The 24496-nt window shown below is 63.8% G+C and carries 22 protein-coding genes; 14 read left to right on the top strand and 8 right to left on the bottom strand.

Annotated features, from left to right (window positions below; translation table 11 throughout):
* Positions 1-8 precede the first annotated feature (8 nt).
* The 10 genes from ACQKDV_RS02750 to ACQKDV_RS02705 all read left to right on the top strand — a co-directional run bounded on the left by ACQKDV_RS02750 (position 9) and on the right by ACQKDV_RS02705 (position 12677).
* Positions 9-764 carry an ABC transporter permease gene (locus tag ACQKDV_RS02750; RefSeq protein ID WP_427782266.1) on the top strand — a complete coding sequence of 252 codons (756 nt, stop codon included), beginning with the start codon at positions 9-11 and terminating at the stop codon, positions 762-764.
* Between the two features lie 7 nt (positions 765-771).
* Entirely contained in the window at positions 772-2199 is a 1428-nt protein-coding gene (locus tag ACQKDV_RS02745) for an ABC transporter ATP-binding protein (RefSeq protein WP_427782265.1), read from the top strand.
* Positions 2199-4004 (top strand): class I SAM-dependent methyltransferase, encoded by a 1806-nt coding sequence (locus ACQKDV_RS02740; RefSeq protein ID WP_427782264.1) that lies wholly within the window; start codon positions 2199-2201, stop codon positions 4002-4004. The genes ACQKDV_RS02745 and ACQKDV_RS02740 overlap by 1 nt, the downstream gene beginning before the upstream one ends.
* An 8-nt stretch (positions 4005-4012) precedes the next feature.
* Positions 4013-6592, top strand: coding sequence for a hypothetical protein (locus ACQKDV_RS02735; RefSeq protein ID WP_427782263.1), 2580 nt, complete (start codon positions 4013-4015; stop codon positions 6590-6592).
* Positions 6582-7313, top strand: a complete 732-nt coding sequence (locus tag ACQKDV_RS02730) for a glycosyltransferase family 2 protein (RefSeq protein ID WP_427782262.1) — start codon at positions 6582-6584, stop codon at positions 7311-7313. Before ACQKDV_RS02735 ends, ACQKDV_RS02730 begins: the two co-directional genes overlap by 11 nt.
* The gene (locus ACQKDV_RS02725; protein WP_427782261.1) at positions 7313-8755 is read left to right on the top strand and encodes a glycosyltransferase; all 1443 of its coding nucleotides are present in this window, start codon (positions 7313-7315) and stop codon (positions 8753-8755) included. Before ACQKDV_RS02730 ends, ACQKDV_RS02725 begins: the two co-directional genes overlap by 1 nt.
* Positions 8752-9459, top strand: a complete 708-nt coding sequence (locus tag ACQKDV_RS02720; protein WP_427782260.1) for an NAD-dependent epimerase/dehydratase family protein — start codon at positions 8752-8754, stop codon at positions 9457-9459. The genes ACQKDV_RS02725 and ACQKDV_RS02720 overlap by 4 nt, the downstream gene beginning before the upstream one ends.
* A 145-nt stretch (positions 9460-9604) precedes the next feature.
* Complete coding sequence (locus ACQKDV_RS02715; RefSeq protein ID WP_427782259.1) at positions 9605-10360, top strand: glycosyltransferase; 756 nt, start codon at positions 9605-9607, stop codon at positions 10358-10360.
* Between the two features lie 139 nt (positions 10361-10499).
* Complete coding sequence (locus ACQKDV_RS02710) at positions 10500-11846, top strand: glycosyltransferase (protein ID WP_427782258.1); 1347 nt, start codon at positions 10500-10502, stop codon at positions 11844-11846.
* Between the two features lie 285 nt (positions 11847-12131).
* Entirely contained in the window at positions 12132-12677 is a 546-nt protein-coding gene (locus ACQKDV_RS02705) for a hypothetical protein (protein ID WP_427782257.1), read from the top strand.
* 93 nt (positions 12678-12770) lie between these two features.
* Here the strand turns inward: ACQKDV_RS02705 and ACQKDV_RS02700 are convergent, their stop codons facing one another.
* Genes ACQKDV_RS02700 through ACQKDV_RS02670 form a run of 7 tightly spaced genes read right to left on the bottom strand, consistent with a single transcriptional unit; the run spans position 12771 to position 19253 of the window.
* Positions 12771-14267: a hypothetical protein gene (locus ACQKDV_RS02700; RefSeq protein ID WP_427782256.1), complete on the bottom strand. Its 1497-nt coding sequence runs from the start codon at positions 14265-14267 to the stop codon at positions 12771-12773.
* Positions 14264-15400, bottom strand: a complete 1137-nt coding sequence (rffA, locus tag ACQKDV_RS02695) for a dTDP-4-amino-4,6-dideoxygalactose transaminase (protein ID WP_427782255.1) — start codon at positions 15398-15400, stop codon at positions 14264-14266. Before rffA ends, ACQKDV_RS02700 begins: the two co-directional genes overlap by 4 nt.
* Positions 15401-15437: 37 nt before the next feature.
* The gene (locus tag ACQKDV_RS02690) at positions 15438-15812 is read right to left on the bottom strand and encodes an EamA family transporter (protein WP_427782254.1); all 375 of its coding nucleotides are present in this window, start codon (positions 15810-15812) and stop codon (positions 15438-15440) included.
* Entirely contained in the window at positions 15809-16582 is a 774-nt protein-coding gene (locus ACQKDV_RS02685) for a GNAT family N-acetyltransferase (protein ID WP_427782253.1), read from the bottom strand. The genes ACQKDV_RS02690 and ACQKDV_RS02685 overlap by 4 nt, the downstream gene beginning before the upstream one ends.
* Positions 16573-17529: a glycosyltransferase family 2 protein gene (locus tag ACQKDV_RS02680; RefSeq protein ID WP_427782252.1), complete on the bottom strand. Its 957-nt coding sequence runs from the start codon at positions 17527-17529 to the stop codon at positions 16573-16575. The genes ACQKDV_RS02685 and ACQKDV_RS02680 overlap by 10 nt, the downstream gene beginning before the upstream one ends.
* A 39-nt stretch (positions 17530-17568) precedes the next feature.
* Entirely contained in the window at positions 17569-18507 is a 939-nt protein-coding gene (locus tag ACQKDV_RS02675; protein ID WP_427782251.1) for an electron transfer flavoprotein subunit alpha/FixB family protein, read from the bottom strand.
* Positions 18507-19253, bottom strand: a complete 747-nt coding sequence (locus ACQKDV_RS02670) for an electron transfer flavoprotein subunit beta/FixA family protein (protein ID WP_427782250.1) — start codon at positions 19251-19253, stop codon at positions 18507-18509. Before ACQKDV_RS02670 ends, ACQKDV_RS02675 begins: the two co-directional genes overlap by 1 nt.
* A gap of 284 nt (positions 19254-19537) precedes the next feature.
* Between ACQKDV_RS02670 and rfbB the strand changes: the two genes are divergently transcribed.
* From rfbB to rfbD, 4 genes are read left to right on the top strand one after another with little or no spacing between them, the layout of a single operon-like run.
* A complete protein-coding gene (gene rfbB / locus ACQKDV_RS02665; protein WP_427782249.1) occupies positions 19538-20593 on the top strand; it encodes a dTDP-glucose 4,6-dehydratase in 1056 nt (351 codons plus the stop codon).
* Positions 20594-20607: 14 nt separating this feature from the next.
* On the top strand, positions 20608-21495 hold the full coding sequence (gene rfbA / locus ACQKDV_RS02660) for a glucose-1-phosphate thymidylyltransferase RfbA (RefSeq protein ID WP_427782248.1): 888 nt from the start codon (positions 20608-20610) through the stop codon (positions 21493-21495).
* The gene (gene rfbC, locus ACQKDV_RS02655) at positions 21492-22049 is read left to right on the top strand and encodes a dTDP-4-dehydrorhamnose 3,5-epimerase (RefSeq protein ID WP_427782247.1); all 558 of its coding nucleotides are present in this window, start codon (positions 21492-21494) and stop codon (positions 22047-22049) included. Before rfbA ends, rfbC begins: the two co-directional genes overlap by 4 nt.
* The gene (rfbD, locus tag ACQKDV_RS02650) at positions 22046-22945 is read left to right on the top strand and encodes a dTDP-4-dehydrorhamnose reductase (RefSeq protein WP_427782246.1); all 900 of its coding nucleotides are present in this window, start codon (positions 22046-22048) and stop codon (positions 22943-22945) included. Before rfbC ends, rfbD begins: the two co-directional genes overlap by 4 nt.
* 147 nt (positions 22946-23092) lie before the next feature.
* Here rfbD and ACQKDV_RS02645 read toward each other — a convergent pair whose 3' ends face one another.
* Positions 23093-24496, bottom strand: a complete 1404-nt coding sequence (locus tag ACQKDV_RS02645; protein ID WP_427782245.1) for a mannose-1-phosphate guanylyltransferase/mannose-6-phosphate isomerase — start codon at positions 24494-24496, stop codon at positions 23093-23095.

Below are 24496 nucleotides of genomic sequence, written 5' to 3'. Positions count from 1 at the left end.
AGCTGATGTTGAGCCTGGCTGGCCGCGACATCAAGACGAAGTACAAACATTCGTTGTTGGGTGCGCTTTGGGGCGTGCTCGTGCCGTTGATCATGCTGGGTATCTACACGGTGATCTTCGCCACCATATTCAGTGCCAAGTGGAAAGGCGTCGAAGTTCATAGCAAGGTCGACTACGCCGTGCTGCTGTTCATCGGCCTGATCGTCTACAATTTTTTCGCCGAATCACTGACGCGCGCACCCACGGCGGTGCTCAGCAATCCCAACCTGGTCAAGAAGGTGGTCTTCCCGCTGGAAGTGCTGCCGCCGGTGGTGGTTTTGTCATCGCTGTATAACGCGGGGGTGGCGTCGGTCGCGCTGGCGGCCTTCCTCGCCTTCAGCAGCTTCGGTCTACACTGGCAGATCGTGCTGCTGCCCATCCTGATCCTGCCGATGCTTGCCCTGACGATGGGAGTCACCTACCTGTTCGCCTCGCTCGGTGTGTTTTTCCGCGACGTGGACCAGATCGCGGGCCTGCTCGCCCGCGTCCTGCAGTACCTGACGCCGGTGCTCTACCCATCGATCATCTTTCCCGACACGATCGGCAAGTGGATGCGGTTGAGCCCGCTGGCGGTTTACGTCGAGCAGTCTCGAGCGTTGATCATCAGTGGCACGCTGCCGGACTGGCCGCTGTATGGCTGGGCCGTCGCGTGGTCGCTGGCTGTTTTCTTCATAGGTTTCTGGTGGTTCCAGCGGACCCGGAGGGCGTTTGCCGATGTCGTCTGAAGATCTCGTGATCGATATCGAGAATGTCAGCAAGGTCTTCAACATTTTCGAGAAGCCGTCCGATCGCCTGCTGCAGATGCTGCTGCCGCGGTTGGGGCGTTTCCTGCCCGTTGGCGGAGCGTGGACGTCGCGGCAGCGTGGCCGGGAATTCTGGGCACTGCGTGACGTCAGTCTGAAGGTCAAGCGTGGTGATGCCGTGGGCATCATCGGCCGCAATGGCTCCGGCAAGTCGACCCTGCTGCAGATCATTGCCGGCACCTTGGCACCCACTACCGGTACGGCTCGCGTGAATGGACGCATTGCCGCACTTCTCGAGCTGGGCAGCGGATTCAATCCAGACTTCACTGGTCGTGAGAACGTCGTGCTCAACGGCATGATCCTGGGATTGAGCGAGCGCGAGGTCATGCAGCGCTTCGATGCCATTGCCGCTTTCGCCGATATCGGCAATTTCATCGACCAGCCCGTGCGGACCTACTCAAGCGGCATGATGCTGCGCCTTGCATTCGCCGTGCAGACCCAGGTCGAGCCGGATATCCTCATTGTCGACGAAGCGTTGGCCGTGGGTGATGCGCTGTTCCAGAAGCGGTGCTTCCAGCAGATGGAGGCGTTGCGTGCCAACGGGTGCACCTTGCTGCTGGTCTCGCATGACCAGGAGTCGATCAGGACGCTGACCGACCATTCGATCCTGCTGCGCGACGGGACCGTCCGGGTGGCGGGACCCTCCTCGGACGTGGTCCTTGAGTACCGCAAGCAGCTGCATGAGGATGAGCGCGACTATTACGCCTCGGTCAGCGCGCAGCACCTGCAGTTCGCCCAGAAGATCGTGGATGCGCAGGCCGCAGCGGAAGCCGCGGAAGCCGGCCCGGCCGCAGAGGTCCATGAGGGGTCAGCGATCCTGGGCGCCCGCAGCGACAAGCTTTCCTTTGGCGACTATGACTGCGTGATCGAGCGCGTGCGCGTGTTGGACCACCGCGACGAGGATTGCGCGTACTTCCTGCCCCGGGACAAGGTGGTCATTGAAGTGACTGCGCGCCCCAAGCGCGACATGGACCGGCTCAACATCAATGTGCGGCTGCGCAACAAGGAAGGCGTGAAGCTTTACTCCTGGGGCACGTTGAACCAGGACGTGGGCGAATGGGCCGAACTCGGTCGGGATGTTCCAGGTGTATGGAACAGGACCTTTCCTGCAGACATCCCCCTTGTGGTGCGTTTCACATTCGACTGCGCCCTTGGCATGAATTTCTACGAAGTACAGGTATCTGTCTCGGAGGAAATCGAGCAGTTCGGCGGGGCGCAGCGCATGCTGCACTGGCGAGACGAGGCGGCGTTCTTCCAGGTGGGCATGAGGCAGAAGGAATACACGTTTGGCGGCGTCTGCGACCTGCGGATGCACGCGGAAGTGACTGAAATCCAGTCAATTACGGAGAGGCTGTGATGGAGATGAGCACGAGTTTTTCCCCTTCCGCACTGTCCCCCGCCGCGTTGCGCGTGGGCGTGCTGCGACTGAACGGATGGTTGCCTGCCGGCGCGGTGGCGCTGCTGGGGCGCCCGGAACCGGCACTGGCACGGGCGCTGCGCCAGTGCGGGCATGAAGTGCTTGATGGGCTTGAAGGGGCGGCGTCGGCGATCGTCGTCATCGATCATGCCGATGCCGGTGCTGCTGATGAATGCCTGCAGCCGCTGCTGGTGGATGTGCGTGTGCCCCTGTGTCTGCTGGTCTCGGGAACGGCGGCCGCAAATGTCACGCGTGCCCAATGGGAAGCTGCCGCCATGCGCCAGGAGTGGCGCAAGCATCCTCTGAACGAGCGTCTGGCGCCCTACGGTGAACTGGACCACGTCAACGGCCTGCTGTTGATGGCCTTTGAACGCGTGCCTGATGCAGCCATGGCGACCTATCCGCTCAGCGTGCTTGTGGAAGAGCGTGATCTGCACACCGACATGACGCGCGAGGCGGGACGTCGATCCGACGCGCACATGGCGCGCTATGCGCAGGCGGCACAGTTTGTGCGCCCTGGCGATCGCGTCATCGACGTGGCGTGCGGACTGGGATACGGCTCCTATCAGCTCGCTCACAGTAGCCTTGCTGCGTCGTTCGTCGGGCTGGATGCCAGCGATTACGCGGTGGACTATGCAAACACCTGCTTTGCTCCCGAGGCTCCAACGACGATGCGTTTCGTGGTCGGCGATGCACAGGAACTTTCGGGAATGGCCGATGGTTCTGCGGATTTCGCCGTTTCGGTAGAGACGCTGGAACATCTTCCCGAGCCCGATCGTCTGCTGGCGGAGCTGCATCGGGTCCTCTCGCCCGAGGGGCGTCTGTATGCGAGCGTGCCCAACGACTGGTCGGATGAAACGGGGGAGGATCCGAACCCGTTCCACTTCCATGTGTATGACTGGCCGCGCCTGGTCAGCCAGTTCCATCGCAATGGGTTCGTGATCGAGAAGGCTTGGCTGCAGGATGCTGGCGGTGGTCAGAAGCGGCATTTCTCGGTGCGTTCGATGCTTGAGATCGATCCGCATGCGGGCCCTGCCTGCGACGGAGAATGGCTGCTGGTCCTCGCCCGCAAGGCAGAGGCTGCCGCCGAAACGGTGCCTGGCCCGATGCCGTCATTCCGGGCGTTGTTGGCAGACGGGCAGCACGAGGCCGCAGTGCGTCAGCTCGAGGCCAGCTTCGAAGCTGAAAATCCGCTCGTTCGGGCCCGCGCACGTGCAGCGGCGGCTGCCCTTGCCACCACCGCCGGAAAGCTGGAGCCTGCCGCCTCGCATTGGGTGCAGTGCAGGATCGAAGCCCGTGACGCATTGACTGAATCTTCCAGCGAGGCAGAGGTCGAGGCCGCCGGCCTCCTGCAGCTTGCGGCAGAGCAGTTGACGCTGCCAGCGCAGGTGCGCTTCGCACGACTGAAGCAGCTGGGCCAAGGTGCGTCGGCGATCATCAGCGATCTGCTCGGCTCGCAGTCCGTGCTGCTCGGCGACAGCAACGACCGCGCCGTCATCGCAGGTATCGGAAGCGGTAATGGCCAGGCGAACCTGAGCACCGGTGATGTGCAGCAACTCATGGAGGCCAAGCAGTGGCTTGATGGCAAGTACAACGAGCAGCAGAAGCGCATTGCCGAGTTGGAGCAGTACAATGTAGAACTTGAAGCTGCCCGCAGATGGCTGGACGCGCAGTACCACTCACTGACAGCAGAGGTAAAGCGCCTCGGACAGTTGTCCGCTGCAGCATCCGGCGACAGCAGGTAACAACCGCCATGACCGCGACAGATGCATCACTATCCCCCGCGCAGCCGGCGACGGATCTGCTGCCCGACGGGCTGGCGGAGTTCTGTCTGGCGATCTGCGGGCCAGGGCGGGTCGTCCTGCTCGGTGCTGGCCTGTCGATCCTGATCGCACCGCTGCGCCAGGCCGGTTGCGAGGTCCGCATGGCGCAGCAGGAGGAAGCTGGCGAGCGGCCTGAATGGATGGTGGCCTGGGCACAGGCAGATGCATCGCGCTCCGAGGCACTCGATTCGGATGTCGCTACCCTCGTGCTGGTCGGTAACGCTGACGCGGACCTGCCCGCTTGGCGGGAGCAGGCCCACGAGCGCGGCTGGCAGTTCCACCCTGCAGTCTTCACCATGCCGGGCTCGCTCGGCAGGGTTGCCCTGCTGGTGCTTGCCCGGGTCGGGGTCAGGGCGACGTCGCCTGAGACGATGACGAACGCCAGTTACCATGGCCTGGCGGCCGCGCTGGTCCGTCCTGGCGATGCCGTGATGGCCGCAGACGCCGCCGCAGATGGGGTGTGGCGGGTCGTGCAGCAGCAATCGCGTTGCCGTTGGCTAGGCGTACTCGCATCGCTTCCGCCTGCCCCATCGCAGCCTGGCTTGGAATGGACCGATCCAGAGCGCTGGTCGGAATTCACCGAATCGCTGGACGTGGTGATCACGCAGATGGCCTGCGATACCGCAGACTGGCCCCGGCTGCTGCGCCACGCCCATGCACCTTTGCGCCGCAGTGGGCGGCTGGTCCTGCGTATTCCGCTGGCGCATGGTCTCGATCCACTGTTGCCCCTCGTGACCTGCCTGGAACAGCTCGAACTGGTGGTGGACCGGGCGTGGCACCAGCATGCTGCGGGTCGTGTCGGTGTTGAGCAGTTCCACGAGATTGATCGCGATTCGGCGCTCGCATTGGCGCACGATCCTGACGCCGAGGCGCTGGTGCTGCTGGCCGTGAAGACCGGTGGACATGGGGTAGCCCAGGACCTGTCCGCGCAGGTTCCCAACATCATTGCGTTTCAACGGGACTACCTGGACGCCAGCGTGGTACGGTTGATCGTCTCCATCGGGGAACGGATCGAATCGCCTGTGCTGCGCCGGCAGTTGGCGCGGCAGGTGTTCGACACCACGCCGCCGTTTTCCGCCGACCATGGGGCCGCCTTGTGCGTACTGCTGTATGACGGGGACGTCGTCGCTGGTCACGAGCGCCAGGAATTGCTCGCCGCCGTCTGGCACTACATCGCCGTGCCGGCTAGCAATCCCACCGTGCTGCGTTGGCAGGTTTCGCTGGCGTTCGCGGCCGCGATGCTCTACCAGGCAGATGGCAGGCTGGATGAAGCGACCGAGCTTTACCAGCGCGTCCTGACCTTCGATGTATTGGGCTTCAGCCCGCTGCTGGGTACCAAGACCACGGCTGCTGCGGCGAGGTTGGGCTGGATCTTGTTTGCCCAAGGCAACGTCGATGCCGCGCGCACTGCATGGTCGCGTGGCCTTGATGAAGCACGCCGACTCTCTGCCGAATCGGACTGGTCTGAAGTCGTGGCCGACCCCGACGCGCCGGAGACCTTCTCGATGCGAGAGTTTGCGGCGGTCATGGACGAGGCCGGCGGGCTGGCCACGGCATTGAGGGTGACCGCCGAGTCTCCATTGCGTCCGGGTATGGCCTGGCAGTGGGGTAATCGATCCTGGAAGGGACAACTGCAGGAGGCGCGTGCTGAATTGCGCCGCCAGCAGCAGTGGACCGAGCAGTTGCAGGTCGCAAAGGACTGGCTGGACGGTCAGTACGGCCATCTCAATGCCGAACTTGAGCGGCGGGTGGTCGCCGAGCGGGAGCTCGAATCACAGCTGCTCGTGCTTGCCGAGGGGCTGGATGAGCTGCGCGCGGATCTGCAGGGCCACCTGACAGAGAGTGAGAAGCTGCAGGAAGGAAAGGCATGGCTGGACGGTCACTGCGCACGCCTCACCGCCGAACTGCAGCGCATCACCGTGCAGCATGCGGAGCTGGCGTCCGCGAAACACTGGCTGGAAGATCAGTACCACCACCTGACCCTGGAACTCGGGCAGCGTCGAGAGTGGCAGCAGCACCTGCAGGAAGGCAAGGACTGGCTGGAGCAGCAGTATTACCGTTTGCAGATGGAACTTGCCCAACGGAGCGATGAACTGGATGCATCCCATGCCGAGAGCGAAGCGCGGGCGACGGAGATCACCGGCCTGCGGGCTGCGTACCGGTTCGCGCACTTGCACGCTGCGGCTGAATGGGTCGCACTGCAGGAAGATCTAAAGCGCAACCGCGAAGCGCTGGACCAGCTGAATGATGCACATCAGCGCCAGTCCGCTGTATTGGATGACAGGGTCGCAGCCTACCGGGAGCTCGAGGACGCCGCGCGCGACCTTGCCACAGCGACCGGAGTGATGATCGGCAGCCCGCCACCGCAACGGCTTCCCGCCGAGGCCATTGCCGAGGAGATGAAGGTGCTTGCGTCAGCACTCCAGCGGATGCCCTTGAAATCGCTGGTTCGCATGGTACTGCACGTGCTCGCCACGCGGCTTGGCTGGAGAAAGCGCGATGGCGGCTGAGCTTTCCGTGGTGGTGACCTTCCACCGCGAGGGCGTGTTCGCCCATGCTGCGCTGCGCAGCTACCTGCAGTCGCGCCAGCAGGCGCGCGCGGCAGGATCACGGGTGCAATTCGTGCTGGTGCTGGACAACGCAGACGAGCAGACCACGGTGATCGTGCGGGGCCATCCTGACCTGACGGGCGACGAGCTGATCCTGGCTACGTCCTTCGGAGACCCGGCGATGGCTCGCAACATGGGAATCGAACGGGCCGATGGCACGTTTGTCTGCATCTTGGACGGCGATGATCTGATCAGCCGCGATTACCTGCAGCGTCACTTGGATGCCGCCGCCAATGCGCCTGCGCGGTCGGTATTGCATGCCGAAGTCGTTGCAAGCTTTGGCAAATGGGACGGATTCGGTACCCAGATCGACCAGCGCAGCATGTCGTTTTCACCGGACATGCTGCTCAACGCCAACCCTTGGATCAGTGCAGTGTTCGCACGACGCGAAGTCTTCAGCGAAGTGCCCTACGTTGCCTGCCGACCGGACCAGACCGGTTATGGCTATGAAGACTGGCACTGGAGCTGCCAGACGGTAGCGGCGGGATTTGAGCACCTGACCGTGCCGCACACGGCCTACTTCTACAGGATCAAGCAGGCCGGTTCTGTCAATGCGAACAGCACCGCCGTGCAGGCCGTGATGCCGCCGAGCGACCTGTTCGGTCGCTGGGGGCAGCCTTGATGTGGCGCCTGCTCGCCTTGGCGCGTCGGGTCGACGTGCACCAACTGCGGCGCAATCCGCGAATGGAGTTGGGACGCATCTTGGCCTGGATAGGCCGGCGCATCGAGTCAGTGGGGCGGATGGCCAGCAGCGGACGCAGTGCCATGCCGGCCTGGCTGCACGAGGAAATGGTCGCGCTCGCGGCCATCGAGCCCGGGCTGCTGCGGGACCGGGATGAGCCGAGGCACTTCCGTCATGCGCCGATTGCACTCACCTGCCGTCCGGGAGAGCGCTATCGCAAGCTGGTGGCCGCTGTGGGCATCCAGCCAGCCAGTCACGTTCTCATCGTGCCGTGGCTGGTGCGCGGCGGAGCTGATCGGGGGGCATTGCACCACCTCCGGGTATGGGCGGAGTCGCTGCCCAGTGGCGACGCGTTGCTGGTGCTGACCGAGGACGTCGAGTCCCCTTGGCTCGAACGGGTTCCGCCCGGGATCCGGGTCCTCCGTTTCGGCCAGATCGTGGGCGGGATGGATCTGCCTGGCCGCACCCAGCTTCTGACCCGGCTGTTGCTGCAGATGCAACCGGCGGTGATCCACACCATCAACTCGCGGGTCGCTTGGCAGGCGTACGCACTGCATGGGCTGGCACTGCGCCAGGCGTCAGGGCTCTTTGCTTCGCTGTTCTGCGATGACCGTGATGAAGAGGGCATCCCAACTGGCTTCGCCCGCAGTCATCTGCGCGATAGTCATGCAAACCTGGTCACAGTTTTTTGCGACAATAGTGTCTTTCCTGACATCTGGTCTAAGGAACTTGGCGTTCCTCGCGAGCTGTTCAGCGTATTGCGTTTCCCTTATGACTTGGAGGTCGTGCGAAAGGAACGCCCCTACGTGATCGAGGGACCTGCCCGCGTGCTGTGGGCGGGGCGATTTGATCGCCAGAAGCGGCTTGACATCCTGCTACAGATTGCAAGGTCCATGCCATCAGTGGAATTCGACGTACATGGGGTATCTGAATTGGGGCATCCGCATCCTGCCGTCAAGGAGATCGGTGCATTGGCCAATGTAAACATGAATGGTTCATTCGAGCGTTTCGACGCCATCGTAAGCCCCAGCCATGCCGCACTGCTCTTCACCACGTCCTGGGAAGGGCTGCCGACGCTGCTGCTTGATGCCGCTGCGGCGGGCCTGCCGATCGTGGCACCTGCCGTCGGGGGAATCGGCGACCTGCTTGATGTTGACTGGCTGGTCGAACATCCCGATGACGTAGCTGGATTCATGGCGAGGCTGAGGGAACTCGTCAACGACCAGGCCCTCCGTGAGCGGCGCCGGCGCGGACAATACGATTCACTTTCCAATGGGCGGGACTGGACGACGTTCGTCCGGACACTGCACGACACGCCGCACTACCTGCCGGGCCGATCAGCAGCGCCTGACAGCCCCATCGAACAAGGAAGAACACAGTGATCATTGGACGAGGCCTGGTCGCAAAGGCCTTCGCCAGCAAGTGGAAGCAGGACCGGGCGACGGTGATCGTTGCCGCAGGGGTGTCCAATTCCGACGAGCGTGGGCAGGCCGCATTTGATCGTGAGCAGCATTTGCTGGATGGGGTGTTCAGCCATCCCCACGTGCGCCGGGTCGTGTACTTCGGAAGCTGTGCCGTGGGCAATCCGGATGAGCCAAAGACCCCCTACCTGCTGCACAAGACCCGGATGGAGGCGAGGGTTCTGGCGGACGAGCGCGGGACGGTGTTCCGGCTTCCCCAGGTGGTCGGGGAAGGGGGCAACCCCCACACTTTGACGAATTTCCTGCGCCAGCGCATTCAGTCTGGTGAGCATTTTGAAGTGTGGGCGCGTTCGGAGCGCAATCTGATCGATGTCGAGGACGTGGCCACCCTGGTGACCCATGTACTGCATCATCCGGACCGGTTCCCGCGTATGATGCCGCTTGCCGATGTCCGTTCGACCAACATGCTTGCCATCGTCCACAGCATGGAGGACGCGCTCGCTAGACGCGGGCGCTACAGCATTCTCGAGCGGGGTGCGTCGTTCCCCATCGACACCACCGACTGCCTGAGGGCCGCCGATGCGTGCGGCATCGCCTTTGGTCCTGGTTACCTGGGACAGCTTGTACAGAAGTATTACGGGACTGTCCGGCATGCAGGTTTCTAGGACGCGCAGTGCCGTTCGCGTCATGACATGTCGGCTAGTATCATTACACCCGTTAAATCCGCTTAGAATTCCGTAGATTGGGGCGCAGAATGAATGCGATGAGGAAGCGACGGGCACCAGCGCCGTCGAGCCGCAGGAGCGGCAAATGACCCGGCCAGATTTGAGCGCCATCGTCACGTTCCATGGAGAAGGGATTCTTGCGCACACCTCGCTGCGCTCGTACGCGTTGTCCCGTAGCGTGGCCCGGCAGAACTCGGTCGAGGTGCAGCTGGTCCTGGTGCTCGACAACGCAGACCCCCAGACCCGCATGTTCGTGACCGAACACCCTGACCTGGATGGGACTGAAGTGCTCGTCGAGACCCGGCTGGGCGATGCGGCGCTTGCGCGTAATGCGGGCGTTGCGGCGTGCCGGGCGGACTATGTGTGCACCCTGGATGGTGATGACCTCATTTCCACCGGCTATTTCCTGGTACACATGAAGGAGGCGGCCCGCCAGCAGGGACGTTTCATCCTGCATCCAGAAATGGTCCTGAGTTTTGGCATGTACAGCGCATTCAACTGGCAGGTGGACCAGGACGGAAGCTACTACGACGAGAACGCGCTGCTCACCGTCAACCCGTGGATCAGCGCCGCGTTCTCGACCCGCGAACTGTTTGAGAGCATCCCCTACGTCGCTTGCTATCCGAAGCGGACGGGCTTCGGATACGAGGACTGGTACTGGAATGCAGAGACGATCGCACAGGGTGTGGTCCATAGGCTCGCCTGGGGCTCAGCGTATTTCTACCGGCGTAAATGGCACGGCTCGCTCAACGAAGCCAGCCATGCACTGAGAACCGTCATTCCGCGTACCTCGCTGTTTGCCCTAGGGCGCAAGCGCGGCGAAGGACAAGGCCATGTTTGATCAATTGACCCGGAATCGCTGGGTTCGAAACCGATACACCCGTCGCGTGGCTCACTGGGTGCGTCGTATCCTTGCCCTGTTGTCGGCACGGTCGGCAGCACCTGGTGCGACCTCGCAGGGGGCTCCATCAGCCCCGACGATGCCTGTCTGGCTGCAGGATGAGATGCGCGCCCTTGCCGCGATCGAGCCTGAGCTGCTGCCGCCAGGGTCCGGCATCGAGCGCTACGCCTTCTACTCCGTGCCCATGGATACCCGGCAGGGGGCGGTCTACGCCACATTGTCCGATGCCATCGGCGAGGCGACGTACACCCACATCCTGCTGGTGCCGTGGCTGAAGCCAGGCGGGGCCGACCGCGGAATTCTTTACCACGCAAGTGCCATTGCGGAGAGCGATCCGGCAGCACGGATCCTCGTTCTGACGACCGAGCCTGCCTCCTCGCCCTGGGCCTCCAGGCTGCCGACGCAGGCGCATCTGGTGGACTTCGGCAACACCGCAGCCTCGCTTGATTTCAACCAGCAGGTGAACGTGATGGTGCGCGTGCTGCTGCAGCTGCGCGCACCGACGATCCACCTTGTGAACTCCCGCGTTGGCTGGGATGCGATCCTGCGCCATGGTCTGGCCTTGACCCAGCACTCTCGGTTGTTTGCTTCACTGTTCTGCGATGACTACGACCAGCAGATGAATCCGGTTGGCTATGCGCGTGACTATCTGCGCTCCTGCTACCCGCACCTGTCGACGATCATCTCCGACAACTCGCGCTATCCGCGGATATGGTCGCGCGAGCTGGGTGTTCCGCACGCATCGTTCACCTTCATCCCGTTTCCTTATGACGGTCGGGTGACGGAAGGGGCTGGTCGGGCGATCTCAACCCAAGGTGCCAGGCGCGTGTTGTGGGCTGGCCGCCTAGACCGGCAGAAGCGACCCGACATCCTGGCCTTGATCGCAGCGCAGATGCCCGACGTGCACTTCGATGTGTACGGTGCACAGGTCATGTCCGGAGCAGCGGTGCAGGACCTTTCCGGACTGCGCTCGCTGACCAACGTCACCCTGCACGGTGAGTTCCAGCGGCTTGAGGAAGTGGCCACTCCCGAACACTTCGCTTACCTGCATACCACCGCCTGGGAAGGCACCCCGACCATTCTGTTCGATGTCGCTGCGGCAAAATTGCCGATCTGTGCCCCGCAGGTCGGGGGCATCGTTGACTTCCTCGCAGAGCAGGACATGGTGGAACGCCATGACGATGTGGCTGCCTTCGTGTCCCAGCTGAAATTGTTGCAGTCTTCTGCGCAGCTTCGGGACGAACGCGTCCAGCGGCAGCTGGCATCGCTGCGCCAGAATCGCCGTTGGGAAGACTTCACGGCGTCGCTGGAGTGCCTGGAGGGCTACCTGCCGGTCCACTCCCGAACCCCGGCATCCCGGACCGGGGCGGTGTTGGCCGCGGCTGGTAGTGAAGACGGCGCGCTGAGGCGGGCTCGCCAAGGCTGAGGAAGCACACCCATCGGCCATGCCTCCACATGCCGCGCTGCCGGGAGTCCCGCAGCGCAACGCGGCGGTAGGTTGGAGCTCGGATTCCCCTCCCACACACGTCGCTTTTTACTTGACCCCGAGATCGTGCGATAGAATCTGCCGCCGCGGGCTCAGCGCGGGGCCATGCACCTGTTGCAGCCACGGCTGAGCGCGTTTCCTGGACGTCTCCAGACGGCACGGAAAACCTGTACCGCTGTTGTTTCAAGCTCCTACCCATCCATCCCCATTCCAGGAAATTAAGTCATGAAGCCCTTCGTACGTTCCTCGTCGATGCCGTTGCTGGGTGTCGCTGCCCTCTTGCTGGCCGCGTGCTCTGGCAACAACGATCAGGCGGTCGATAGCCCGACCAAGGCTGATGAGGCCCCGGCTGCCGCCGCTGCGCCGGAGCAGCCGGCCTCGCCGTGGAACGGCACCGCGAACATCACGCCGGTCTACCCGGACCAGGCGGCGTCGAAAGAGATGAAGCTCGACTATGAGTCTTTCCAGTTCGAAGAAAACGGCCTCAGCGTTGCGCCGCTTCCCCCGTTCTTCGGGCGTACGGTGGATGTCGAGCTGAAGGACTCTGCCAGCAAGTACACGCTGACCGCCGGTCGTGCCGGATGTGCCTACAAGGTGAAGGTCATCGTAGGTTCCGGCGAGCCCAAGCTGCTTGATCCCAAGCAGGGCGAGAAGCTCGAAATCGACAGCGCTGCCTTCGCGGGCGCCCAGACCGTGACGCTTCACGTGGCGCTGGAAGACGGTGCGGAACAGAACTGGTCCTGCAACCTGCATATCGCAGCGCATAGCTGATTGCTGCGCGGGATTGCATCAAACCTGGCTTCCCGATCACCGGCTGAAGCCGCGAAAAAACAACGCCCCGCAAGGGGCGTTGTTTGTATCGGGTCAAAGGCAGACGACGATCTCGTCCGCAGTTTCGATGGTGGACTCGGGAGAGGGAAAGACGGGCTTGCCAGCGCAGGTTTCCGCCAACTCCGGTGCTGAACGAACGGTCAGGTCGGTACCGGTGGCCTCGTCGAAGAGGGGGTCGATAGCCCAGCCAACTGACAGTGCCGACAGGTTCATGTCACCCTGCGCAGCCTGGGGTGCCACGGCGTAACTCCACTTGCCCCCCACAATTGCCAGCTTCGCATGCTTCCGCGGGAAGCGTTCGGCCACCCGGCTTGCAATGTCCTGGGCCTGCGCGATATCCCAGCGGTTCACCCGCTGTTGGTTGATCAGGATGGCATTGCTGTGCGCGCAGAACAGAACGGCCGCAGCGAGCGACAATCCCGCGGACACGCGGAGCTGCAACTGGCCGGCATGGCTGCACAGCACCAGGACACCGGCAAAGACCATGGGGACGGCCACAAGGGTACGCGGAACCGGCCACCATGTGCCCGAAACAACATGCGGCAGCAAGGCGATGCCCCACGCCGTCGCAGCGAACAGCAGCACCAGCAACCTGCCACGTACGTGCGCGCGACCAAACGGCAGAAGTGCCAACAACACACTCAGCAGCAGCAGCACCTTCGCAGGTGTTGCGGCGATGGGCTCGGCCTTGATGAGTAGCGTGGGCATGAGCTCCATCAGCTGCGCTGCGCGCTCAGGCAACTGACCTGCCGACACCAGGGTGGCGCGGCCATCGGTGCCGACATGACCCACCATCCTGCCGATCATCGCTGCCACCAAGTTGCCAGCGCTCAGGACGAACCCGCAGGCGGCTGTCAGGCTGATGGCCTTCGCGGCCTGGGGCAGCAGGGGGGCAGCAGAACCTTCCCGCAGGTCTGCCACGGGCGCGGCCAGGTGCATATAGAGCACCGCGATGGCCGCATAGCAGAGTGCGAGCTGGTTGGCGCCCATTGCGATCACGCCGGCAGCGGCCGCCACGGCCAGCCGAACGGCACGCCTGTCAGCGGTGAACATGGCAATTCGATACTGGCTTGCCGCGACCCACAGCATGGCGAACATCACCGACATCGGCAGGGCCGATTGCCGGAAGGTGATGTACTCCGTGTAGTAAGAATGGGCGCCAAGCAGCGCAGCCGCTGCGGCAATGATGCTGGGCTGCTGGCGGCTGTCAGGCTTGAAGACGGCAAGGTAGAACAGCGTGCTGAAGATCAGGGTTGCGATGAACGCAATGACCGAGAAACTGGTCATGTTCAGGTCGCTGGCGCGCAGGATGGTGTCCAGAACGGCATTGGTGTACCGACCCTGGCTCAGGAAGAAGCCAGCCAGTCCCTCCGGCGATGTGTGGCTGACGGCGTAGTCATCCAAGGCGTAGCCGGTCGAAAGTCCAAGGTACTTGGAGCAGAGGAAGGCCGATGCATAGGCCAGCGCGAACAGCGCCGGCCTGCTGGGACCGGCGACTTTGCTGCCGATGCCGGCCGTTGCGTCGATCACGCAAATGCCTCCTGCAGGGCTTCGTCGGCGCTGCGAAGTACGTGATCCATCGATTCTTCAAGGCCGAGCCAGAGCGGCATGCGGATCAGGCGTTCGGACACGTCGTTGGTCACCGGAAGCTCGCCCTCGGACCGACCGCAGGACTGGCCGGCGGGGGACGAGTGCAGCGGGATGTAGTGGAACACCGCCTGCACACCGCGCGCCTTGAGGGCCTCGATGAAGCGAGTGCGATGCTCGAGGCTGGGCAGCAGCATGTAGTACATGTGCGCGTTGTGCGTGCAGTGCTCGGGAACCACCGGGCGGCGGACGTGTCCGGACTGCTCGTGCTGCAGCGCCCACGCGTGGTACTGATCCCAGATGGCGAGGCGGCGACGCGTGATCTCGTCGGCATCCTGCATCTGCGCGGCCAGGAATGCGGCGGTGATTTCACCGGGCAGGTAGGAGGAGCCCACGTCGACCCAGGTGTACTTGTCCACCTGGCCGCGGAAGAACCGGCTGCGGTTGGTGCCCTTTTCGCGGATGATCTCGGCGGCTTCACCATACTCCTCGTCCCGGCACAGCAGGGCACCGCCTTCGCCGGAGATGATGTTCTTGGTCTCGTGGAAGCTGAAGGCGCCCAGGTCGCCAATGGTGCCCAAGGGGCGGCCGCGGTAGCTGGACATGATGCCTTGGGCTGCGTCTTCGACGACCCGAAGCCCGTGGCGTTCGGCGATGGCCATGATGGCGTCCATTTCGCACGCCACGCCAGCGTAGTGGACCACGCAGATGGCCTTGGTCCGGGAGGTGATGGCCCCCTCGATCAGCGCCTCATCGATGTTCAGAGTATCCGCTCGGATGTCCACGAATACCGGAACGGCACCTCGCAGGGCAAAGGCACTGGCGGTTGACACGAAGGTGAACGACGGCATGATGACTTCGTCGCCGGGCTGCAGCCGCAGCAGCAGTGCCGCCATTTCCAGTGCGGCCGTGCATGAATGAGTGAGCAGTGCCGTAGTGGCGCTGGTGTTCTTCCGCAGCCACGCGTGGCATTCCTTGGTGAAGGGACCATCACCTGACAGGTGGCCGTTGCGGTGGGCCTGCTCGATCAGGGGCAATTCCTTGCCGGTCATGAACGGACGATTGAAGCGGATCATGTGTGCGCCTTTGGGAATGACGAAGCTGCGTAAGCGTTCAGCCTTGGCTGAGGATGACCAGGCCCACCACCACGGTGGCCAGGCCGAGGCCTTTGGCGAGGTTGAAGGGTTCACCGAACACCGGTACCGCCACGATGCAGACCAGCAGGAAGTTCAGCGCCATGAAAGGATAGGCCTTGCTCAGTTCCAGCCGGGAAATCGCCAGCATCCAGCACAGCGACGCGGCAAATGCCGCGACGAACGCGGAGATGACCCACGGTTGCAGCAACAGCTGGAACACGGCGGGCAGGCGCCCGATCAAGCCTTCGGAGCCCGGTTTGAACGTATTGGCCTGCCACTTGATCACCAGCTGGCCGTAGCTGGTCAGGACGATGGTCGATGCCACCATCAGCCAAGGGAAGATAGCGTTCATCGCCCGCCCGATGACGGCGTCAAGCGCCGATCCATGTGGTAGGTGTCAAAGGCCCGCTGCAGCTGCAGACCGTTACGCCCCCACTGGCGCTGGACGGTGAAGTTCCAGATCTGGGTGGAAATCAGCAGTTTTTTCAGCGACTGGTGTGCATAGTGGTGCTGGATGTGACGCAGCAGCATTCCGTAGAGGCCGCGTCGTTCGAAATCGGGGTGGACCGCGTTGAGGATGATCTCGACCGAGTCGCCGCTGATATCGCAGGTGGCGAAACCTGCCACCGTGCCTTCCTCGATGACCACCCACGTGGCTTCGTTGGCACGATCCTGGCTGAGCCGACTCAGTGCCCACTCCACGTATCCTGATAGCACCAAATCACGGCTCAGCAGCGGATTGGCTGCGTAGTGCGCGCGGTAGTTGCAGAAGCTGCGATCTGCGATGACCGCCAGTGCGGCACGATGGGCATCGGTGGCTCGCTGGACTTTCGCTTCGGCAGGCGGTGCCGCGCTGCGGTCCAGGTCCATTCCGTAGTAGACCAGAGTGTCGGCGTGGATGACCACGCTGCCCCGGCGTTGCAGGCCGGTCGGCACGGCCGTGCAGCCGGCGGGCACGCGGAAGATAACCAGGTCGGCGTCGCTTGCCTCGATCTCCTCGATGACCTCGGCAGTGTCCGCCGCAGCGTCGATCGTACCGCGAAGCACAGTGATGCCAAAACGGCGTGAATCCAGTGGCGCGGCTGAAAGGTGCCGGGTGGGGCTCGTTGATTTCACTTCCATGTGTCCTGCCAGACCAGATAGCGAGGGCGTCGCTTGACCTCGCCGTGCACTTTGCCCAGGTACAGGCCCAGCACGCCTATGCATGCCATGACGATACTGCCCACCAGCCAGATTGACGCGATGATGCTGGTAAAGCCCGCAACACGTATATCGCCGGAACTATAGCGATAGACGCTGAACACGGCAATTGCCGCTGCCATCAGCGCGATCATGAGGGCTGCCGTCATGACCAGCCGCAGCGGCTTGTCCGAGAAGGACAGTGCAATGCGGCCGGCCATCTGCAGCAGCTTTCCCAGGCTGTAGCCGCTCTTGCCCTCGGTCCTCAAGCCGTGCGACACGGGAACCTTGGCCGTATTGAAGCCGGTCCAGCGGACCAGCAGGGGGAGGAAACGGTCGGATTCGTCCATTCCGTTCAAAGCATCGACCACCTTGCGGCTGTATGCACCGAAGTTGGCCGTCGTGTGGTCATAGCGGGTGTCGGTCAACCACCCCAGAGCCCGGTAGAACAGCATCGAGCCCGTGCGCTTGGCCCAGCTGTCCTGCCGGTCAACGCGCTGGCCGAGCACCACTTCGACATCCCCTGTCATCGCGGCCAGAAGCGTGGGAATCTCTTCAGGCACATCCTGCAGGTCGCAATCCATCACCACCACCGTCTCGCCCCGGCTATGGGCGAGGCCGGCGGTGATGGCGGCATGCTGGCCGAAATTGCGTGAAAGGCGCAGGCCCCGGACAGCCTCATGTCGATCCGACAGCTCGTTGATCCTGGTCCAGGACTGATCCGGGCTGTTGTCGTCCACCAGCACAATTTCATACGACCGCGACGCCGCCTGCAGGACCCGGCCGACACGGTCGACCAGGTCTTCAAGGCAGTTTCGGCAGCCATACACGGGAACCACGACGGAAACGTCCAGAACCGGGGCTGGAGGTTCGTTGATGCCATCGATCATGACGGGCGACTTACTCATGGGAACGATAGGGGAAAATAGTCAGAGCACCTGCTCCAGTTCCGCCAGGATCGTGAACAGATCCCCCACCAGGCCGATATCGGCAATCTCGAAGATTGGCGCATCGCCGTCCTTGTTGATCGCCACGATGGTGCCGGCGTCCTTGATGCCGGTCAGGTGCTGGATGGCACCACTGATACCCACGGCCACGTACAGTTCCGGCGCAATGATCTTGCCGGTCTGGCCGACCTGCAGGTCGCTGGGCACGTAGCCGGCATCGACGGCGGCGCGCGAGGCACCGACGGCGGCGCCGAGCTTGTCGGCCAGCTGGAAGATCACCTTGAAGTTCTCTTCCGAACCGACGCCGCGGCCACCGGAGACCACGCGCTTGGCGCTCTGCAGGTCCGGGCGGTCGCTGGCACCGGCGGCCAGGCCGATGAAGCGGGTGTGGGTCGGCAGAGCGGCATCGACGCTGGCCGCTTCAATGGCAGCATTGCCGCCCTGGGCGGCTTCCGGCCACGACGCGGCGCGCACGGTGGCGACCACGATCTGGTCGGCCGGGACTTCCACAGTGATGATCGCGTTGCCGGCGTAGATCGGACGCTTGAAGGTGTGGCTGCCTTCAACCGTCATCAGGTCGGAGACCTGGTTGACGCCGAGCAGGGCGGCCACGCACGGCATCAGGTCCTTGCCGAAGGTGGTGGAGGGGCCGAACACGTGGCTGTAGCCCTTGGCCAGCTGCGCGATCTGCGGCGCCAGCACCTGGGCGATGGCCTGCGCGTTGGCGGCGTTGGCCACGGTCAGGACCTTGGCCACGCCGGCGATCTTCGCCGCTTCTGCAGCGACGGCGGCCGGATCGGCGGCCAGCACCACCACGTCGATGCTGGCACCGCTGATGGCGGCGGCGGCGCTGACGGTCTTGGCGGTGGCGGCGTTGAGCTTGCCGTCGTGGTGCTCGGCGATGACGAGAATCTTGCTCATTACAGCAACCCCTTCTGCTTGAGTGCGGCTACCAGTTCGGCCGCGTCCTTGACCATCACGCCCTTGCTGCGCTTGGACGGCGCGGCGTACTGGGCGGTCTTGAAGGTATCGGCGGCTTCAACGCCGAGGTCGGCCAGCTGCAGGCTCTCCAGCGGCTTGGCCTTGGCCTTCATGATGTCCGGCAGCTTGATGAAGCGCGGCTCGTTCAAGCGCAGGTCGGTGGTGACCACGGCCGGCAGATCCACTTCCAGCGTTTCCAGGCCGGCGTCGACTTCGCGGGTCACCGTGGCCTTGCCGTCGGCAATGTCCAGCCTGCTGGCGAAGGTCGCCTGCGGGCGGCCCCACAGCGTGGCCAGCATCTGGCCGGTCTGGTTGGCATCGTCGTCGATGGCCTGCTTGCCGAGGATCACCAGATCCGGCTGTTCCTTCTCGACCAGCTTGAGCAGGGTGCGGGCGGCGGTCAGCGGCTGGATGGCCTGGTCGGTGACGACGTGAATGGCACGGTTTGCACCCATGGCCAGGCCATTGCGCAGGTGCGCCTGGGCGTCGGCCGGGGCGATGGTGGCGACCACGACTTCGGTGGCGATGCCCTTGTCGCGCAGGCGCAGGGCTTCTTCCAGGGCGATTTCATCGAAGGGGTTGGGCGACAGCTTGACGCCGTCGGTGACCACGCCGGAGCCGTCCGGCTTGACCTGAATGCGGACGTTGTAGTCCACCACGCGCTTGTACGCGACGAGGATTTTCATCTGGTACGGGGTCCTTGTAGTACCGGCCACCGGCCGGCTTACATCTGCTGGGAGAATATCCGGTCCTGCAACAGAAACCGGTTCGGGGGTGGTTTACGATTCTAGCGGGTGGCGGGGTACCATGCGAATACGTATGGAGCTCCCTGCATGCTGCGATGCAGCAGTGAAAAGCCGGTGGTTCACCTGTGTGATCGCCTCATGCAGCAATGCCGTTGTATCCTTTCAAGTTGCATTGTCGGGGCCATGAAGGCCCCGTCCCACGAATTCCAACAGGAGAACAGGCAGTGCCCACTTGGCTTGTCACCGGCGGCGCCGGTTTCATTGGCGGTAACTTCGTTCTCGAAGCCGTCGCCCGCGGCGTCAAGGTCGTCAATCTTGACGTGCTGACCTACGCCGGCAACCTGAAGACCCTGTCCAGCCTGGACGGCAACCCGGACCACGTGTTCGTGCAGGGTGACATCGGCGACAGCGCCCTGGTGGCCCGCCTGCTGGCCGAGCACCAGCCCGATGCGGTGCTGAACTTCGCTGCCGAAAGCCATGTGGACCGTTCCATCGATGGTCCGGGCGCCTTCATCCAGACCAACGTGGTCGGTACGCTGGGCCTGCTGGAAGCGGTGCGTGATTACTGGAAGGCGCTGCCGGCCGAGCAGGGCGCGGCGTTCCGGTTCCTGCACGTGTCCACCGACGAGGTGTACGGCACCCTGGGCGAGACCGGCAAGTTCAGCGAGACCACCCCGTATGCGCCCAATTCGCCGTACTCGGCGTCCAAGGCCGCGTCGGACCACCTGGTGCGTGCGTTTCACCACACCTACGGGCTGCCGGTGTTGACCACCAACTGTTCCAACAACTATGGCCCGTACCACTTCCCGGAAAAGCTCATTCCGCTGGTGATCGCCAAGGCGCTGGCCGGCGAACCGCTGCCGGTGTACGGCGATGGCAGGCTGGTGCGCGACTGGCTGTTCGTCACCGACCACTGCGAAGCGATCCGCACGGTGCTGGCCAAGGGCCAGGTCGGCGAGACCTACAACGTCGGCGGCAACTCGGAAAAGCAGAACATCGAAGTGGTGCAGGCGATCTGCGCGCTGCTCGATGCGCGCCGCCCGCGTGAGGATGGCCAGCCGCGCAGCAGCCAGATCACCTACGTGGCCGATCGCCCCGGCCATGACCGCCGCTACGCCATCGATGCGTCCAAGCTGAAGAACGACCTGGGCTGGGAGCCGGCGTACACCTTCGAACAGGGCATCGCCTTCACCGTTGACTGGTATCTGGAAAACCAGGCATGGGTCAACGGCGTGCTGGATGGCAGCTACCGCCTGCAGCGCATCGGCACCGCCGCCTGAACCCCGGAGAAAACATGACGCAGCGTAAAGGCATCATCCTGGCCGGCGGCTCCGGCACCCGGCTGTATCCGATCACCAAGGGCGTCAGCAAGCAGCTGCTGCCGGTGTACGACAAACCGATGATCTACTACCCGCTCAGCGTGCTGATGCTGGCGGGCATCCGTGAAGTGCTCATCATCAATACGCCACACGAGCAGGCGCTGTTCCAGCAGCTGCTGGGTGACGGTTCGCAGTGGGGCATGGACATCCAGTACGCGGTGCAGCCCAGCCCGGACGGCCTGGCCCAGGCCTATCTGATCGGCCGCGAGTTCCTTGATGGCAAGCCGAGCTGCCTGGTGCTGGGCGACAACATCTTCCACGGCACCGGTCTTCGCGATGTGCTCAAGCGAGCCGACCAGCGCGAGCAGGGTGCGACCGTATTCGGTTATTGGGTCAACGATCCGGAGCGCTACGGCGTGGCCGAGTTCGACGCACAGGGCAAGGTGGTCGGGCTGGTGGAAAAGCCGACGCAGCCGCGATCGAACTACGCAGTTACCGGCCTGTACTTCTACGACAGCAAAGCCAGTGAATACGCCGCTGAACTGAAGCCCTCGCCGCGTGGCGAACTGGAGATCACGGATCTGAACCAGCGTTACCTCGATGAGGGCATGCTGCAGCTGGAGCCGCTTGGGCGTGGGTATGCCTGGCTGGATACCGGCACCCATCAGTCACTGCTGGAAGCGTCGAACTTCATCGAGACGATCCAGACGCGGCAAGGGCTGCAGGTCTGTTGCCCGGAGGAGATCGCGTTCGGGCAGGGCTGGATCGATGCGTCACAGCTTGCCGCGCTGGCCGCACCTCTGAGCAAGAATGGCTATGGCCAGTACCTGACCAAGCTGTTGCAGCGTGGAGTGGTGCCTTGAAGGTAATCGAGACAAGCCTTCCCGGTTGCAGAATCATCGAGCCTGCTGTGTTCGGTGATGACCGCGGGTTTTTCTTTGAAACATGGAATGCCGACCGGTACGCGGACGTGGGCCTGGTCAGCAGCTTCGTACAAAGCAATATTTCTTCTTCGAGCAAAGGCGTCCTGCGAGGCATCCATTACCAGTGGCCGCGTCCGCAGGGCAAGCTGATCTCGGTGCTGCAGGGTGAGGTCTACGACGTGGCGGTGGATATCCGCCGCGGTTCGCCAACGTTTGGTCTTTGGGAAGCGGTGATTCTTAGTGCTGAGAACCGGCGGCAGTTCTGGATTCCGGAAGGGTTTGCGCATGGCTTCGTCGTACTGTCCGAAACCGCGCTGTTCAACTATCTCTGCACCGATGTGTATGTGAAAGAGGCTGACGCAGGAATTCGCTGGAACGATGCCGACATCGCGATCGATTGGCCGGTCAGTAGCGTGCAGCTTTCGGCCAAGGACAAAGCCGCCCCCTTCCTGAAGGACATCGCCGAGGACCGCCTGCCGGTCTACGTGCCATGACCGTGCTGGTGTTCGGCGGGAACGGCCAGGTCGGCCAGGAGCTGCTGCGCGCGCTGGCCCCGCTGGGGCCGGTGCTGGCGACCACCCGCAGTGGTGTGCTGGCTGACGGCACGCCCTGCGAAACGGCGGATTTTGGCCAGCCCGACAGCCTGCCGGCCCTGCTGGACCGGCTGCAGCCGTCGCTGGTGGTCAATGCCGCCGCCTACACCGCCGTCGACCGTGCCGAGCAGGAAGTGGAGGCCGCGTACGCGGCCAATGCACAGGCGCCGGGCGTGATCGCGCGCTGGTGCGCGATTCACGGCGTGCCGTTCGTGCATTACTCCACTGATTACGTGTTCGATGGCCAGGGCACCGCGCCCTATGCCGAAGATGAGTCGACCGCGCCGCTGGGTGTGTATGGCACCAGCAAGCGTGATGGCGAAGACGCCGTGCGCGCAGCCGGCGGCCGCCACCTGATCTTCCGCACGGCATGGGTGTACGCCTCGCACGGTGCCAATTTCCTGCGCACGATGCTGCGGGTGGGCGCCGAGCGTGACCAGCTGCGGGTGGTGGCCGACCAGATCGGCACGCCGACCCCGGCCGCGCTGATCGCCGATGTCACCGCGCAGGCAGTGCAGCACCCCGGGCAGCTGTCGGGTACCTGGCACCTCACCGCCAACGGCCAGACCAGCTGGCATGGCTTTGCCGAGGCGATTTTCGCCGAGGCATTGGCCACTGGCGTGTTGGCCAAGGTGCCGGAGGTGGTCGCCATTCCCAGTTCCGAATATCCCACCCCAGCCAAACGCCCGGCGTGGTCGGTGCTGGACAACCATAAGCTGCAGCAGGACTTCGGCATTGCACTGCCGACCTGGCAGGAGGGCCTGACGCGCGTCATGGCCGAGCTGGGCCGAGCCTGACGGTCGCCGGGCCCTCGGCCCGGCGACCGGTAGATCCACGCCATGCGTGGATGAGACCCGGATCGGAATCGAAAAGCATCCACGCATGGCGTGGATCTACCCGTCAACCAGCGGTCGCCGGGCCGTGGGCCCGGCGACCACACAATCTCAACTGCGCCCGTAGGTGTCCTCGAAGCGCACGATGTCATCTTCGCCGAGGTAACTGCCCGACTGCACTTCGATCAGTTCCAGCGGCAGCTTGCCCGGGTTGCGCAGGCGGTGGGTCACGCCCAGCGGGATGTAGGTGCTCTGGTTCTCGCTCAGCAGGATGACCTCGTCGCCACGGGTAACCTCGGCGGTGCCGCTGACCACGATCCAGTGCTCGGCACGATGGTGGTGCATCTGCAGGCTCAGCGTACCGCCGGGCTTGACCGTGATGCGCTTGACCTGGAAGCGCTCGCCGTTGTCGATCGAATCGTAGGCCCCCCACGGACGGTAGACCTTGCGGTGCCACGTCGCTTCGCTGCGACCGTCGGCCTTCAGCTGCGCCACCACGGTCTTGACCTCCTGCATGCGGTCGGCGTTCCCGACCAGCACCGCGTCGTCGGTCTCGACCACGATCACATCGTCCAGGCCGACCAGCGCCACCAGGCGCTGCGCGTAGGCGTAGGTATTGCGGCAGTCGATGGCGATCACATCACCCTGGTGGGCGTTGCCGTCGCCGTCCTGCTGCGAGACATCGCGCAGTGCCGTCCACGAGCCGACATCGTTCCAGCCCGCGTCCAGCGGAATCACCACGGCGTCGTCGGTCTTTTCCATCACCGCGTAGTCGATGGAGTCCGAAGGCACGGCAGCGAAGGCGTCCTTGTCCAGACGGGTGAAGTCCACGTCGCGACGGGCCTGCTGCCAAGCCTGGCGGCAACCGGCCAGCATCGCCGGCTGGAAGCGTTCCAGTTCCTGCAGGTAACGCGAGGCCTTGAACAGGAACATGCCGCTGTTCCAGTAGTACTGGCCGCTGGCCACATAGCCGGTGGCGGTGTCCAGGTCCGGCTTTTCGACGAAACGCTCGACTGCGCGCAGACCCTGGCCATCAGCGGCCTTGATGTAGCCATAGCCGGTTTCCGGGCCGGTCGGCACGATGCCGAAGGTGACCAGCTTGCCGGCTTCAGCGGCGCTGGCCGCAGCCAGCACAACCGCGCGGAACCCGGCTTCTTCAGTGATCACATGGTCCGAGGGCAGCACCAGCAGCAGCGCATCAGCGCCATCACGGGTGGCCTCCAGTGCCGCCACCGCGATGGCGGGTGCTGTATTGCGGCCCACCGGTTCAAGGATGATCGCGGCCGGTTCGGCACCCACCTGCTGCAGCTGCTCGGCAGCGACGAACCGGTGTTCCTCATTGGCGATCACCAGCGGGCCATGCGCCGCCAGCGGCGCGACGCGTTGCCAGGTCGCCTGCAGCATGGTCAGCTCGCCGGCCAGTGGCAGGAACTGCTTGGGGTAAGCCTCGCGCGACAGCGGCCACAGACGGGTCCCGGAACCACCGGAGAGGATGACGGGCTGGATGTTGCTCAT

Source organism: Stenotrophomonas sp. NPDC077659, from assembly GCF_050268705.1.
GTDB lineage: Bacteria > Pseudomonadota > Gammaproteobacteria > Xanthomonadales > Xanthomonadaceae > Stenotrophomonas.
The sequence above is the reverse complement of the archived record's forward strand: the minus strand, read 5'-3'. Positions and strand labels throughout refer to the sequence as shown.